Annotated in this window: 10 protein-coding genes and 4 tRNA genes; 8 read left to right on the forward strand and 6 right to left on the reverse strand. The window is 69.6% G+C overall.

Features of this window, described 5'->3' with window-relative positions; all coding sequences use genetic code 11:
• The first annotated feature begins 225 nt into the window (after positions 1–225).
• The 3 genes from ACWCP0_RS24915 to ACWCP0_RS24925 all read left to right on the forward strand — a co-directional run bounded on the left by ACWCP0_RS24915 (position 226) and on the right by ACWCP0_RS24925 (position 515).
• Positions 226–298: transfer RNA gene (locus ACWCP0_RS24915), tRNA-Glu, on the forward strand.
• A 46-nt stretch (positions 299–344) separates the two neighbouring features.
• Positions 345–419: transfer RNA gene (locus ACWCP0_RS24920), tRNA-Asp, on the forward strand.
• 22 nt (positions 420–441) lie between these two features.
• Positions 442–515 (forward strand) — tRNA-Phe (locus ACWCP0_RS24925).
• Between the two features lie 234 nt (positions 516–749).
• Here the strand turns inward: ACWCP0_RS24925 and ACWCP0_RS24930 are convergent.
• Positions 750–956, reverse strand: coding sequence for a hypothetical protein (locus tag ACWCP0_RS24930; protein WP_451081015.1), 207 nt, complete (start codon positions 954–956; stop codon positions 750–752).
• A 283-nt stretch (positions 957–1,239) separates the two neighbouring features.
• Here ACWCP0_RS24930 and hrpA point away from each other — a divergent pair, with 283 nt between their 5' ends.
• From hrpA to ACWCP0_RS24945, 3 genes are all read left to right on the forward strand, one after another.
• Positions 1,240–5,190 (forward strand): ATP-dependent RNA helicase HrpA, encoded by a 3,951-nt coding sequence (gene hrpA / locus ACWCP0_RS24935; RefSeq protein WP_451081016.1) that lies wholly within the window; start codon positions 1,240–1,242, stop codon positions 5,188–5,190.
• A gap of 100 nt (positions 5,191–5,290) precedes the next feature.
• A tRNA-Asp gene (locus ACWCP0_RS24940) sits at positions 5,291–5,365 on the forward strand.
• Positions 5,366–5,641: 276 nt separating this feature from the next.
• Complete coding sequence (locus ACWCP0_RS24945) at positions 5,642–5,878, forward strand: DUF6274 family protein (RefSeq protein WP_451081017.1); 237 nt, start codon at positions 5,642–5,644, stop codon at positions 5,876–5,878.
• A gap of 298 nt (positions 5,879–6,176) precedes the next feature.
• Here the strand turns inward: ACWCP0_RS24945 and bldC are convergent, their stop codons facing one another.
• Positions 6,177–6,383, reverse strand: a complete 207-nt coding sequence (gene bldC, locus ACWCP0_RS24950) for a developmental transcriptional regulator BldC (protein WP_003949541.1) — start codon at positions 6,381–6,383, stop codon at positions 6,177–6,179.
• A 479-nt stretch (positions 6,384–6,862) separates the two neighbouring features.
• Positions 6,863–7,708: a hypothetical protein gene (locus ACWCP0_RS24955; protein ID WP_451081018.1), complete on the reverse strand. Its 846-nt coding sequence runs from the start codon at positions 7,706–7,708 to the stop codon at positions 6,863–6,865.
• A gap of 156 nt (positions 7,709–7,864) precedes the next feature.
• On the opposite strand from ACWCP0_RS24955, the gene ACWCP0_RS24960 reads away from it, so the two are divergent.
• Both ACWCP0_RS24960 and ACWCP0_RS24965 read left to right on the forward strand, forming a co-directional pair.
• Positions 7,865–8,947: a Leu/Phe/Val dehydrogenase gene (locus tag ACWCP0_RS24960; RefSeq protein ID WP_451081019.1), complete on the forward strand. Its 1,083-nt coding sequence runs from the start codon at positions 7,865–7,867 to the stop codon at positions 8,945–8,947.
• 335 nt (positions 8,948–9,282) lie between these two features.
• Positions 9,283–9,546, forward strand: coding sequence for a DUF3073 domain-containing protein (locus ACWCP0_RS24965; RefSeq protein WP_351231185.1), 264 nt, complete (start codon positions 9,283–9,285; stop codon positions 9,544–9,546).
• 56 nt (positions 9,547–9,602) lie between these two features.
• Here the strand turns inward: ACWCP0_RS24965 and purM are convergent, their stop codons facing one another.
• The 3 genes from purM to ACWCP0_RS24980 form a co-directional block, all read right to left on the reverse strand.
• Positions 9,603–10,670, reverse strand: a complete 1,068-nt coding sequence (gene purM, locus ACWCP0_RS24970) for a phosphoribosylformylglycinamidine cyclo-ligase (protein ID WP_451081020.1) — start codon at positions 10,668–10,670, stop codon at positions 9,603–9,605.
• Between the two features lie 36 nt (positions 10,671–10,706).
• A complete protein-coding gene (gene purF / locus ACWCP0_RS24975; protein ID WP_451081021.1) occupies positions 10,707–12,224 on the reverse strand; it encodes an amidophosphoribosyltransferase in 1,518 nt (505 codons plus the stop codon).
• Positions 12,225–12,519: 295 nt separating this feature from the next.
• Entirely contained in the window at positions 12,520–13,338 is an 819-nt protein-coding gene (locus ACWCP0_RS24980; RefSeq protein WP_451081022.1) for an META domain-containing protein, read from the reverse strand.
• Between the last annotated feature and the right edge of the window lie 38 nt (positions 13,339–13,376).

Genomic DNA, 13,376 nt, shown 5'->3' on the forward strand with positions numbered 1-13,376 from the left:
CCCACGCCGCTCCGTTCCGCGAGCGCCCCCGGAGCCGCCGCGCCGTTGCGGGGGCGCCGCCGGGCCGCCTGGCCGCCCTCCCCGGGGGGCGAACCCCGGCCCTCCGCACTGCGCCTCCGGGGGCCACGCCCGAACCCCCGGGAAAAGCGTTTTGGCGATAGCTCCCCGCATCCCATATGCTTCTCACGTCCCCGACGCGCTGCGAAGCGCCCAGGTGGGCCCTTAGCCCTCATCGTCTAGTGGCCCAGGACGCCGCCCTTTCAAGGCGGTAGCACGGGTTCGAATCCCGTTGGGGGCACGCATCACCGTGTGCGAGACTGTGTCTCGCACAATGCATCACCTCTGGTCCTGTGGAGCAGTTTGGAGTGCTCGCCACCCTGTCAAGGTGGAGGCCGCGGGTTCAAATCCCGTCAGGACCGCTGCAGCTCGCAAGAGCTGCGTGGCTGGGTAGCTCAGTTGGTACGAGCGTCCGCCTGAAAAGCGGAAGGTCGCCGGTTCGACCCCGGCCCCAGCCACAGTCGCCCTCATCAGGGCAAACACCCTCGTCGAAGATCTTCGGCGGGGGTGTTCTCGTGTCGGTTGTGCCGACCGGTTACGCCAACGGCTCACGAGAGCGTGCGCCGATCATGCCGGATGGCCCCGAGCCTCCGGCCAGCCGGTCGGCCGCCGCCAGACGTACGCCGGGCGGCGTCCACTCTGCCCGCACGTCGCGGGCCGCCTGCCCTCCGTGACGTCACGCGGCTTCCCGGTCAGATCACCGAGCGGATCGTGCCGCCGTCCACGCGGAGCGTGGCGCCGCTGCCGTAGTCGCCGTACGGACTCGCCGGATACGCGACGGCGCCCGCGATCTCCTCGGGACGGCCGAATCGGCCGAGCAGCACCCCGCACAGCACCGCCACCAGCGCGGCCACCACCGCGAAGGCGTCGCGGCCCCGGCGGCTGCCGGCGCTGGGCACGGGCGGGCGGTCTCCTGCCCGTCGGCTGCCGTAATCGGTCGATGTGCCGCAACCGTACGGGGCGCCGGGCCTCGTCCGGCCGGGCAATCTCACTCCGCCGGGCCTCGTCCGGCCGGGCAATCTCACTCCGCCGGGCCTCGTCCGGCCGGGCAATCTCACTCCGCCGGGCCTCGTCCGGCCGGGCGATCTCACTCCGCCGGGCCGTATCCGGCCGGGCGACCCCGCGCCGCCACCGCAAATGGGTTCGCCAGTCCGCTCGCGCGGGTGCGATCCTGGACTCCGTATGTCTACTCTCGCCGATCTCCAGACCCAGCTGGCCGAGATCCCGCTGCGCGACGCGCACCGGCTCGGCCGGCGGCTCGAAGGCACCCGCCGGATCCGTAAGCCCGAGGCGCGACAGGCCGTGCTGGACGAGATCGCGGCCGAGGCGGCCAAGGCAGCTGCCCGTACCGCCGAGCGTGCGGCGCGGATGCCGCGGGTCTCGTACCCCGAGCAGCTGCCGGTCAGTCAGAGGAAGGACGAGATCCTCGCGGCGATACGGGACCACCAGGTCGTGATCGTCGCGGGTGAGACCGGCTCCGGCAAAACCACGCAGATCCCGAAGATCTGTCTGGAGCTCGGCCGGGGCGTCCGCGGCATGATCGGGCACACCCAGCCCCGCCGGATCGCCGCCCGCACGGTCGCGGAGCGCGTCGCCGAGGAGCTGCGCACCCCGCTCGGCGAGGCCGTCGGCTGGAAGGTCCGCTTCACCGATCAGGTGGGCCAGGACACCTTCGTCAAGCTCATGACGGACGGCATCCTGCTCGCCGAGATCCAGACGGACCGCGAGCTGCGCGCGTACGACACGATCATCATCGACGAGGCGCACGAGCGGTCCCTCAACATCGACTTCCTGCTCGGCTATCTGGCCCAGCTGCTGCCCAAGCGCCCGGACCTCAAGGTCGTGATCACCTCCGCGACCATCGACCCCGAGCGCTTCTCCCGCCACTTCGGCGATGCGCCGATCGTCGAGGTCAGCGGGCGTACGTATCCCGTCGAGGTCCGCTACCGGCCGCTCCTGGAGGAGGACAGCGAGGAGTCCGACCGCGACCAGATCACCGCCATCTGCGACGCCGCCGACGAGCTCCAGGCCGAAGGCCCCGGCGACATCCTGGTCTTCCTCTCCGGCGAGCGCGAGATCCGCGACACCGCGGACGCGCTCCTCAAGAGAAACCTGCGCCACACCGAGGTCCTCCCCCTCTACGCCCGCCTCTCGCACGCCGAGCAGCACCGCGTCTTCCAGCCGCACACCGGCCGCCGCATCGTCCTCGCGACGAACGTGGCCGAGACGTCGCTGACTGTCCCCGGCATCAAGTACGTGATCGACCCGGGCACCGCCCGTATCTCCCGCTACAGCCATCGCACCAAGGTCCAGCGCCTCCCCATCGAGGCCGTCAGCCAGGCCAGCGCCAACCAGCGCAAGGGCCGCTGCGGGCGCACGTCCGACGGCATCTGCATCCGGCTGTACTCCGAGGAGGACTTCGAGGCCCGCCCCGAGTTCACGGACGCGGAGATCCTCCGGACGAACCTGGCGTCCGTCATCCTCCAGATGACCGCCGCCGGCCTCGGCGACATCGAGAAGTTCCCCTTCATCGACCCGCCGGACCACCGCAACATCCGCGACGGCGTGCAGCTCCTCCAGGAGCTGGGCGCACTGGACCCCACCCAGAAGGACCCGAAGAAGCGGCTGACGCCGATGGGCCGCAAGCTGGCCCAGCTGCCCGTCGACCCGCGCCTCGCCCGGATGGTCCTGGAGGCCGACAAGAACGGCTGTGTCCGCGAGGTCATGGTCATCGCGGCCGCGCTCTCCATCCAGGACCCGCGCGAGCGCCCCGCCGACAAGCAGGCGCAGGCCGATCAGATGCACGCCCGGTTCAAGGACGAGACGAGCGACTTCCTCGCCTTCCTCAATCTCTGGCGGTACGTACGCGAGCAGCAGAAGGAGCGCGGGTCCTCCAGCTTCCGCCGGATGTGCAAGCAGGAGTACCTGAACTTCCTGCGCATCCGCGAATGGCAGGACATCTACGCGCAGCTGCGCACGGTCGCCAAGCAGATGGGGATGCATCTCGAGGAGCCTTCGGCGGACACTGCCGCCCCGGAGCAGTCCGTCCACGTCTCGCTGCTCGCCGGGCTGCTCTCCCACATCGGGATGAAGGACGTGAAGGACGGCGCGAAGAACGAGTACCTGGGCGCCCGCAGCGCGAAGTTCGCCGTCTTCCCCGGCTCGTCCCTCTTCAAGAAGCCCCCGCGCTTCATCATGTCGGCCGAGCTCGTCGAGACGTCCCGCCTCTGGGCCAGGGTCAACGCGAAGATCGAGCCGGAGTGGATCGAGCCGCTCGCCGGTCACCTGCTCAAGCGCACCTACAGCGAGCCGCACTGGGAGAAGGACCAGGCGGCGGTGATGGCGTACGAGAAGGTCACGCTCTACGGCGTGCCGATCATCGCCCAGCGCAAGGTCAACTACGGGCGGATCGACCCGGAGACGAGCCGCGAGCTTTTCATCCGCAACGCGCTCGTCGAGGGCGACTGGCGCACCCACCACAAGTTCTTCGCCGAGAACCGCAGACTCCTCACCGAGGTCGAGGAGTTGGAGCACCGCGCCCGGCGCCGCGACATTCTCGTCGACGACGAGACCCTGTTCGACTTCTACGACCAGCGGGTGCCGGAGCACGTCGTCTCCGGCGCTCACTTCGACTCGTGGTGGAAGCACAAGCGCCGCGAGGAGCCCGAGCTCCTCGACTTCGAGCGCGAGATGCTCATCAACGAGAAGGCCGGGGCGGTCACCAAGGACGACTACCCGGACTCGTGGCGCCAGGGGCGGCTGAAGTTCCCGGTCACGTACCAGTTCGAGCCGGGCGCGGACGCGGACGGTGTCACCGTCCACATCCCGCTCCAGGTCCTCAACCAGGTCACGGACGAGGGCTTCGACTGGCAGATCCCGGGGCTGCGCGAAGAGGTCGTCACGGAGCTGATCCGCTCCCTCCCCAAGCCGATCCGCCGCCACTACGTGCCCGCGCCGAACTACGCGAAGGCGTTCCTGGAGCGGGCGGTGCCCCTGCAGGAGCCGCTCCCGGTCACGCTGGCGCGTGAGCTGCAGCGCATGGTCGGCGTGCCCGTCTCGGGCGACGACTTCGATCTCTCGAGGGTCCCGGACCACCTGAAGATCACGTTTCGGATCGTCGACGAGCGCCATCGCAAGCTCGCCGAGGACAAGGACCTGGAGACGCTGCGACTCCAGCTGCGGCCCAAGGCCCGTCAGGCCCTCTCCCAGGCCGCCGCGGCCACCGCCGAGCGTTCGGGCGGCACCGCCGTCGAGCGCACGGGCCTCACCGACTGGACGATCGGCACGCTGACGAAGGTCTTCGAGACCCGGCGCGCGGGCCAGCCCGTCAAGGCGTACCCGGCCCTCGTCGACCAGGAGGGAGTCGCGGCGGGCACCGTCGCCGTACGCCTCTTCGACACCGAGGCCGAGCAGGCCCAGGCGATGTGGCAGGGCACGCGGAAGCTGATCCTGCTGAACATCCCGGTCAACCCGGCGAAGTTCGCGTCCGAGCGGCTGACGAACCAGCAGAAGCTGGCCCTCTCCCGCAATCCGCACGGCTCCATCCAGGCGCTCTTCGACGACTGCGCGACCGCGGCGGCGGACAGGCTGATCGCCGACCACGGCGGCCCGGCCTGGGACGAGGAATCGTTCCGGAAGCTGTACGACAAGGTCCGCGCGGACCTCGTGGACGCGACCGTGCGGACCGTGGACCAGGTCGGGCAGATCCTGGCCGCCTGGCAGGCCTGTGAGCGCCGTCTCAAGGCCACGAACAGCCTGGCGCTCGTCAAGAACGTCCAGGACGTCCGGGAGCAGCTGACGGCCCTCGTGCCGGCCGGTTTCGTGACGAGGACGGGCCTGCGGCGACTGCCCGACCTGATGCGCTACCTGATCGCGGTCGACCGCCGGCTCCAGCAGATGCCGACGGCCGTCCAGCGCGACACGACGCGCATGGAGAAGGTCCACGAGATGCAGGACGAGTACGCCTGGCTCCTGGAGCAGCTGCCCAAGGGGCGGCCGGTGCCGCAGGAGGTCCTGGACATCCGCTGGATGATCGAGGAGCTGCGCGTGAGCTACTTCGCCCACGCCCTGGGCACGGCGTACCCCGTCTCGGACAAGCGCATCGTCAAGGCGATCGACGCGGCGGCACCGTGAACGGCCATGACGCGGCCGTTGTCTTGCTTGAGTTCGACCGGACCGTCTGACCTGCTGTACAGTCTCTCTCGCAGCCAAGGAAGTACGGGCTGCAAGATCTGGTCCTGTGGAGCAGTTTGGAGTGCTCGCCACCCTGTCAAGGTGGAGGCCGCGGGTTCAAATCCCGTCAGGACCGCAGCAACGAAAGGCCCTCGCATCGCTTGATGCGGGGGCCTTCGTCATGCGGGCCCGGCGCGCCCCTGCACCAGGCGGTGCGGGGCCTTGCCGTGCAGCCCTCGGGGCCGCGCCCGCGGGGGAACCGCCATCGCACACAGCACGTCCCGTCAAGACCGCGTCAATACGGAAGGCCCCGCACCGTTTGGTGCGGGGCCTTCTGGCGTATTGACGGGGCCACTTGCCGCCGGTACCCAGTCAAGACAGGGGTAGGGGCCCCCGACCGCGGAGGTGGCGCATGGCGGCATCCACAGCGAGGCACGAGACCCGGGCGCTGCTGCGCGCCCATCTGGCGGCCGTCTCGGGCTACCGGCACTTCACCGGGCACTGTCCGGTGTGCCATCGACTGCTGCGCCTCGCCATGGACGCCACGGATGCCACGGACGCCCCGCACGCCACGGAGGCGGTGGTACCCGCCGAGCCGGACGGGACGACCACCGAGGGCGACACCTCGGCCCGGCCTCCGGCCATGTGACGGGAGTCACCTCACGAGTTTTCTGAACGGGGGAACTTACCCACTCCCTACAAGGACCCAATTTAATATGTGCAATTGCACCGCTCTGAGAGAGCCTCGCCGCCACTCCGAGCGACCCTCTGGCCAGCACATCGTCGGCCCACGGCGCCGACCGCGCGGCGCACAAAAAAGATCGCGCTGGACCCGGCGGAGTCCAGCGCGATCGACGACGAAACCTGTTGGGGCAGGCGCCCGCCGTGTCGAGCTCTATTTCGGGCTGCGGGCTTGGGGGGCCCGGCTATGCCCTGCTATCGGGGTGTCAGGCCTCGCTGCGCTGCTGCGGAATACCCGCAAGCAGTGCGCGGACCTCTGCCTCGCGGTACCGGCGGTGTCCACCGAGCGTACGGATGGACGTGAGCTTGCCAGCCTTTGCCCAGCGAGTGACCGTCTTCGGGTCCACGCGGAACATCGTGGCAACCTCAGCCGGGGTCAGCAGCGGCTCGGCATCAGGGGTGCGAGCGGTCATGAGCGGCCTCCTCGGGAGAACCGAACCCTCTCGGTTCTTTCCTCTAAATTCTGCACCTTGACCCGCGTTGCCCGAAATGGCAGACGCGGGCCGAGTCGGTTATAGGACGAACGGCTTGTCCTCGGCACTACAACTACACCATCTGTCCAGCCACGTCGGCCAAACCGATGGAATTGCCCTCTCAGGTGTTCATCAGCGGCGGAAGCCGATGGACCATGCCATAACGGACAGTCACGTCACAGTGACGATCAGTCACAGAGCGATCAGGAGTCGTCAGACCCCCCATAGAGTGCAATGCTGAGCAATCCGCCATTTATGTAGACGGAAGGAACCCTCCCCGGACTCCTTGTCCTATTTTGGCACGAGGGTGGGCGATGGACGCAAGGAGCGACTTAGTGCTGTCCGTCACGCTTGAGCCAAAGGCCCGGATCGGGACCTACGTCCCGCCATCACCCGTTCAGCAGCTCGTCACCGGAACGTCAGTTCGCGAACTGCCGGTCCCGCACCGCCCGCCACCGCTCCGCGAGCCGCCCGTACGCCTCGCCCGCGCCGTCGCCGTCACCGGCCCTGAGCGCCGCGATCCCCTCCGCGAGGTCCGCCGCCGAGCGGTCGTCGGCGAGTTGCTCCGGGGTGAGGGCGTGGACGAGCCCGCCGTAGTCGAGCTCGACGAGCGAGCGCGGGTGGAATTCCTCCATCCACTTCCCCACATCCACCAGGCCCTCGGTCAGGGGTCCCTCGTCGATCGTCTCCCTCAGCGCTTTGAGCGCGCGTGCGAGCCTGCGCCTGGCCTGCACCATCGGCGTCCGGTAGCGCAGCAGCGGCGGCACACCGGGCACGTCCCCGGGCTCGTACTCGCGCTCCTCGTCCGCAAACAGCGCGAACCAGCGCACCGGCACCTGCCACACCGCCGTCCTGATCCACGGCCGGGCGTCGGGATTGCGCTCGCGCCACGCCTCGTAGTCCGCGACGGCCTGCCCGCGCACCACGGGCGGCAGCACCGCGTCCAGCACGGGCTCGGGCAACTGCCCGGCCAGCTCCTCCAGCGCCAGCCAGCCGCGCAGTCTGGTGCGCCAGGGGCAGACGCAGACCACCCCGTCCACCTCGGCGACGAAGGCCTCCGCGCTCTCGTGGACCGGCACCGGCACGGGGGGCGTCGGCAGCAAGTCCGCCAGGGAGCGCCGGAGTTCGTCCTGGGCCGTGGGTGTGCGGCCGCTGCGGGCGTAGCGCGCCCAGTGGCTCCGCTCCGGCTCGGGAAAGGCCGCCAGCGGCTCGTACACCCGCAGGTAGGAGGCGTACGGGACGAGCACAGAAGTGACGGCCGGCATGTCGCAAATCCTTCCACGCACGTACTCCGGGAGGGGGTGATCCTCGGCACTGGGTCGGATCTACGCACCCGTAGGACTTACTCTCTTGCCCACCGGGTCCCTCCCCACCCGCAGGAGGGTCCACAAACCGCCGCTTCGTACTTGGGAGTCACCACCGTGACCGATGTGACCGACGGCGTCCTGCACACCCTGTTCCACTCGGACCAGGGGGGCCACGAACAAGTCGTGCTGTGCCAGGACCGCGCCAGTGGCCTGAAGGCCGTCATCGCCATCCACTCCACCGCCCTGGGCCCCGCCCTCGGCGGAACGCGCTTCTACCCCTACGCCTCCGAGGAAGCGGCCGTCGCCGACGCGCTGAACCTCTCGCGCGGGATGTCGTACAAGAACGCCATGGCCGGTCTCGACCACGGCGGCGGCAAGGCCGTGATCATCGGGGACCCGGATCTGATCAAGACCGAGGAGCTGCTGCTGGCCTACGGCCGGTTCGTGGCGTCGCTCGGTGGCCGTTACGTCACGGCCTGCGACGTCGGCACGTACGTCGCCGACATGGACGTCGTCGCGCGCGAGAACCGCTGGACCACAGGACGCTCCCCGGAGAACGGCGGCGCGGGCGACTCGTCCGTCCTCACCGCGTACGGCGTCTTCCAGGGCATGCGCGCCTCCGCGCAGCACGAGTGGGGCGACCCGACGCTGCGGGGCCGCAAGGTCGGTGTCGCCGGCGTCGGCAAGGTCGGCCACTACCTGGTCGAGCATCTGCTGGAGGACGGCGCCGAGGTCGTCATCACGGACGTGCGGGAGGAATCGGTGCGCCGTATCACCGACAAGTTCCCGCAGGTCGCCGTGGCCGAGAACACCGACACGCTGATCCGCACCGAGGGCCTGGACATCTACGCCCCCTGTGCGCTCGGCGGCGCCCTGAACGACGCGACCGTCCCCGTGCTGACCGCGCGGATCGTGTGCGGAGCGGCCAACAACCAGCTCGCGCACCCGGGCATCGAGAAGGACCTCGCCGACCGCCACATCCTCTACGCGCCGGACTACGTCGTGAACGCGGGCGGCGTCATCCAGGTCGCCGACGAGCTCCACGGGTTCGACTTCGACCGGTGCAAGGCGAAGGCGTCGAAGATCTTCGACACCACGCTGGCCATATTCGCACGTGCGAAGGAAGACGGCATTCCGCCGGCTGCGGCGGCCGACCGGATCGCCGAGCAGCGGATGGCGGAGGCGCGCCGCCGCTGAGCCGGCGGCGGCCACGGACGCGACCGCGGACGCCGCCGGGAAAGCGGTCACGACACGGCCACGGAGCGGATGCCCGCCGACCGGGGAGACAAGACTCACGCCGGTCGGCGGGTCGACCGCCAAGAAGAGGTTAAAATCGCGGTTGACCAGCGAGGACAGGGCGCCTCGCGGGTTCTGCGAGGTGGCACGTCATGCGGGCGGCGTACCGTATGGCCGCGGAAGCAGGTACCGTTGAAGCCCTACGGACCGGTCTCTCCAAGGAGAGCCCGTTCCGAATCATGAACGCGTGTCAAGACTCTGGGGCCGTCGAGCCCCGTCACCGAGGGGGTCGAGCCATGGGGCGCGGCCGGGCCAAGGCCAAGCAGACGAAGGTCGCCCGCCAGCTGAAGTACAACAGCGGCGGGACTGACCTGTCGCGTCTGGCCAACGAGCTGGGCGCATCGACTTCGAGTCCGATTTCTAGCGAGCCGCCGAATGGTGAGCCGTTCGAGGACGACGAAGAAGACGACCCGTACGCCCGCTACGCGGAGCTGTACAACGACGACGAGGACGAAGAGGACGAAGAGTCCGGTCCCTCGTCGCAGCGTCGCGGCGCTTGACGCCTGCACACTCAAACCCGGCCCGGGGCCTCGCCCCGGACCGGGTTCTGTGCTGTTCAGCTCGCGTAGTCGCCGCTCAGTGCCGCGCCGGTGGTGTGTTCGCCGCGCTCGGTGATCTCGCCGGCGACCCAGGCGTCGACGCCGCGGTCGGCGAGCGTCGTCAGCGCCACGTCGACCGACTCCGCCGGGACGACGGCGATCATGCCGACGCCCATGTTGAGGGTCTTCTCCAGCTCCAGCCGCTCGATCTGGCCGGCCGAGCCGACGAGGTCGAAGACCGCGCCGGGGGCCCAGGTGGACCGGTCGAGGGCTGCGTGCAGGCCGTCGGGGACGACGCGGGCCAGATTCGCCGCGAGCCCGCCGCCGGTGACGTGGCTGAAGGCGTGCACCTCGGTGGTCCGGGTCAGCGCCAGGCAGTCCAGCGAGTAGATCTTGGTCGGCTCCAGCAGCTCCTCGCCGAGGGTGCGGCCGAACTCCGGGATCTCGCGGTCGAGCGTCCAGCCCATGCGGTCGAACACCACGTGGCGGACGAGCGAGTACCCGTTCGAGTGAAGGCCGGAGGACGCCATGGCGATGACCGCGTCCCCCGTACGGATACGATCCGCGCCCAGCAGCCGGTCGGCCTCCACGACGCCCGTACCGGCGCCGGCGACGTCGAAGTCGTCCGGACCCAGCAGGCCCGGGTGCTCGGCGGTCTCGCCGCCGATCAGGGCCGTTCCGGCCAGCACACAGCCCTCGGCGATGCCCTTCACGATGGCGGCGACACGCTCCGGGTGGACCTTGCCCACGCAGATGTAGTCGGTCATGAACAGGGGCTCGGCTCCGCAGACGACGATGTCGTCCATGACCATCGCCACGAGGTCGTGGCCGATCGTGTCGTAGACGCCCATCTGACGGGCCAGATCGACCTTGGTGCCGACGCCGTCGGTGGCGGAGGCGAGCAGCGGGCGCTCGTAGTGCTTGAGCGCGGAGGCGTCGAAGAGGCCGGCGAAGCCGCCGATGCCGCCGAGGACCTCGGGGCGCCGCGTCTTCTTCACCCACTCCTTCATGAGCTCGACGGCGCGGTCGCCCGCCTCGATGTCGACGCCCGCAGCCGCGTAGGAAGCACCAGCAGTCTCAGACATTGCCTGAAATCTTTCGATTGGTTGAACGGGGCCTGATTACGGACGACGGAGCGCGTCGGCGGCGTCGGCGCCGCCCGCAAGCTCGGTCTCCAGCAGCTGCTTGCCCAGCAGCTCGGGATCGGGCAGCTCCATCGGGTACTCGCCGTCGAAGCAGGCGCGGCACAGGTTCGGCTTGGCGATGGTGGTCGCCTCGATCATGCCGTCGAGGGAGATGTACGCGAGGGAGTCGGCCCCGAGCGAGGTGCCGATCTCCTCGATGGACATGCCGTTCGCGATGAGCTCGGCACGGGTGGCGAAATCTATGCCGAAGAAGCACGGCCACTTGACGGGCGGCGACGAGATCCGGATGTGGACCTCGGCGGCGCCGGCCTCACGGAGCATCCTGACCAGGGCGCGCTGGGTGTTGCCGCGGACGATCGAGTCGTCGACGACCACCAGGCGCTTGCCCTTGATGACTTCCTTGAGGGGGTTCAGCTTGAGGCGGATGCCGAGCTGGCGGATGGTCTGCGAGGGCTGGATGAAGGTCCGGCCGACGTACGCGTTCTTGACCAGTCCCGCGCCGTAGGGGATGCCGGAAGCCTCCGCGTAGCCGATGGCGGCGGGGGTGCCGGATTCGGGCGTCGCTATGACGAGGTCGGCCTCGGCGGGCGCCTCCTTCGCGAGGCGGCGGCCCATCTCCACACGGGAGAGATAGACGTTGCGCCCGGCGATGTCGGTGTCGGGGCGGGCGAGGTACACGTACTCGAAAACACAGCCCTTGGGCTTCGCTTCTGCGAAGCGAGAGGTGCGCAGGCCGTTCTCGTCGATCGCGATGAGCTCGCCCGCCTCGATCTCGCGGACGAAGCTCGCACCGCAGATGTCGAGGGCGGCGGTCTCGGACGCGACGACCCAGCCGCGCTCCAGCCGGCCGAGGACCAGAGGGCGGATGCCCTGCGGGTCGCGGGCGGCATAGAGCGTGTGCTCGTCCATGAAGACGAGGGAGAAGGCGCCCTTGACCTCGGGCAGGACCTTGGCGGCCGCTTCCTCGATGGTCAGCGGCTTGCCGTCCGCGTCGGTCTGCCCGGCGAGCAGCGCGGTGACGAGGTCGGTGTCGTTGGTGGCGGCGACCTGGGTGGCGCGGCCGTCCTTGCGGGGCAGATCGGCGACCATCTCGGCGAGCTGCGCCGTGTTCACCAGATTGCCGTTGTGGCCGAGCGCGATCGAACCGTGGGCGGTGGCCCGGAAGGTCGGCTGCGCGTTCTCCCACACGGACGCACCAGTGGTCGAGTAGCGGGCGTGACCGACCGCGATATGCCCCTGGAGGGAGCCGAGGGAAGTCTCGTCGAAGACCTGGGACACAAGGCCCATGTCCTTGAAGACGAGGATCTGGGAGCCGTTGCTGACCGCGATACCCGCGGATTCCTGGCCCCGGTGTTGGAGGGCGTAGAGCCCGAAGTACGTGAGCTTGGCGACCTCTTCGCCCGGAGCCCAGACACCGAAGACGCCGCAAGCGTCCTGGGGGCCCTTCTCGCCGGGGAGCAGGTCGTGGTTGAGTCGTCCGTCACCACGTGGCACGGCACCGAGTGTAGGCGAGATCGACCACTGGTCCGAATTGGGGACGGGGCGGGAGCGGGCCCGAAGGGCTCGGAGGTTCCCACAAAAGCCGCGTAACGAAGCCTTTGGGGGCTTGTACGGGCCGTTGGGGGACGTCCGGAGGCGTGCCGCACATCACTCTCCGCACTGTCCCGGCAGGCCGCTGCCGAGCCCTTGTGCGCCCCGCGAGGCTCCGGCCCACCGCAGACCATCGGTGACCGCACGGTCACGCTCATGGAGCGCCGACATGCCGACCGCACAGGGCCCGTCCGCGAGCTCAGCCGGCCGTCGCCGCCAGCCCCTCGCCGCCCTGCGCGGTGAGGGTCAGGCCGCGGTGCTGCAGCTCGTACGTCACCCTGCCCCGCAGGACCTTGGCCACGGCCCGCTCCAGGGTCGTCTCGGGGCCCGGGCACATCCTGCGTGTGGTGGCCAGCCGGCCGAAGGTGATCTCGGATCCGGAGATCTTCGCGGCGCCGCTGAAGGTGTTGCAGCCGAGGCTGCCGCGTACGGAACCGTCCTTGCCGAAGACGAAGTGCGCCTTCTTCTCCGTGCCGGCCGGCAGGGAGGCAGCCGTGTCGCCCGTCAGCAGGGACGTGACCGTCCACTCGGTGCCGACGAGCGGGGCGGCGGTCTGCCTGGTCAGGGCGATGGAGTCGCCGCTCGCCGTCGTCAGGGTGAGGTTCTGGTTCCTGTCCGACAGCTTCGCCGTGAGCGTGCCGGAGAACGCCTTGGTCATCGCCTGCTCGAAGGCCGCCAGGTCGTCCGGGCAGCCGATGAGGGTCGTCTCGACCGGTCCTACCGTGATCGTGTCGCCCTCGACGGTGACGTCGGCGCCGAAGTGGTTGCAGCCGGAGTTGCCGGTGGCCCGGCCCTTGGTGCCGATCTCGACGTGGGCGCCTTCGGGGGCCGCGGTCTTCTTCCCGCCGACGGTGACGCTCTGGACGGTCCAGTGGATGCCGGTGACGGGCACCTCGGGCCGTACGGAACCGCCCGCGCTGCCCGAGCCCGAGTCCGAGCCGGCCTCCGTGCCACAGGCGGTGAGCGTGAGGACGGCGGTCACGGCGGCCGCGACGGGAACGATCAGCTTGGTTCGCATGCCGATGTGACGGTGCGGCCGCGACAGCGGTTCCCTCG

It is taken from the genome of Streptomyces sp. NPDC001970 (assembly GCF_053594115.1).

What these genes read in the sequence shown, in the direction of transcription:
- hrpA (WP_451081016.1), top strand. Translation starts at nt 1,240, where the DNA reads ATGTCTACTCTCGCCGATCTCCAGACCCAGCTGGCCGAGATCCCGCTG.
- ACWCP0_RS24945 (WP_451081017.1), top strand. Translation starts at nt 5,642, where the DNA reads ATGGCGGCATCCACAGCGAGGCACGAGACCCGGGCGCTGCTGCGCGCC.
- bldC (WP_003949541.1), bottom strand. Translation starts at nt 6,383, where the DNA reads ATGACCGCTCGCACCCCTGATGCCGAGCCGCTGCTGACCCCGGCTGAG.
- ACWCP0_RS24955 (WP_451081018.1), bottom strand. Translation starts at nt 7,708, where the DNA reads ATGCCGGCCGTCACTTCTGTGCTCGTCCCGTACGCCTCCTACCTGCGG.
- ACWCP0_RS24965 (WP_351231185.1), top strand. Translation starts at nt 9,283, where the DNA reads ATGGGGCGCGGCCGGGCCAAGGCCAAGCAGACGAAGGTCGCCCGCCAG.
- purM (WP_451081020.1), bottom strand. Translation starts at nt 10,670, where the DNA reads ATGTCTGAGACTGCTGGTGCTTCCTACGCGGCTGCGGGCGTCGACATC.
- ACWCP0_RS24980 (WP_451081022.1), bottom strand. Translation starts at nt 13,338, where the DNA reads ATGCGAACCAAGCTGATCGTTCCCGTCGCGGCCGCCGTGACCGCCGTC.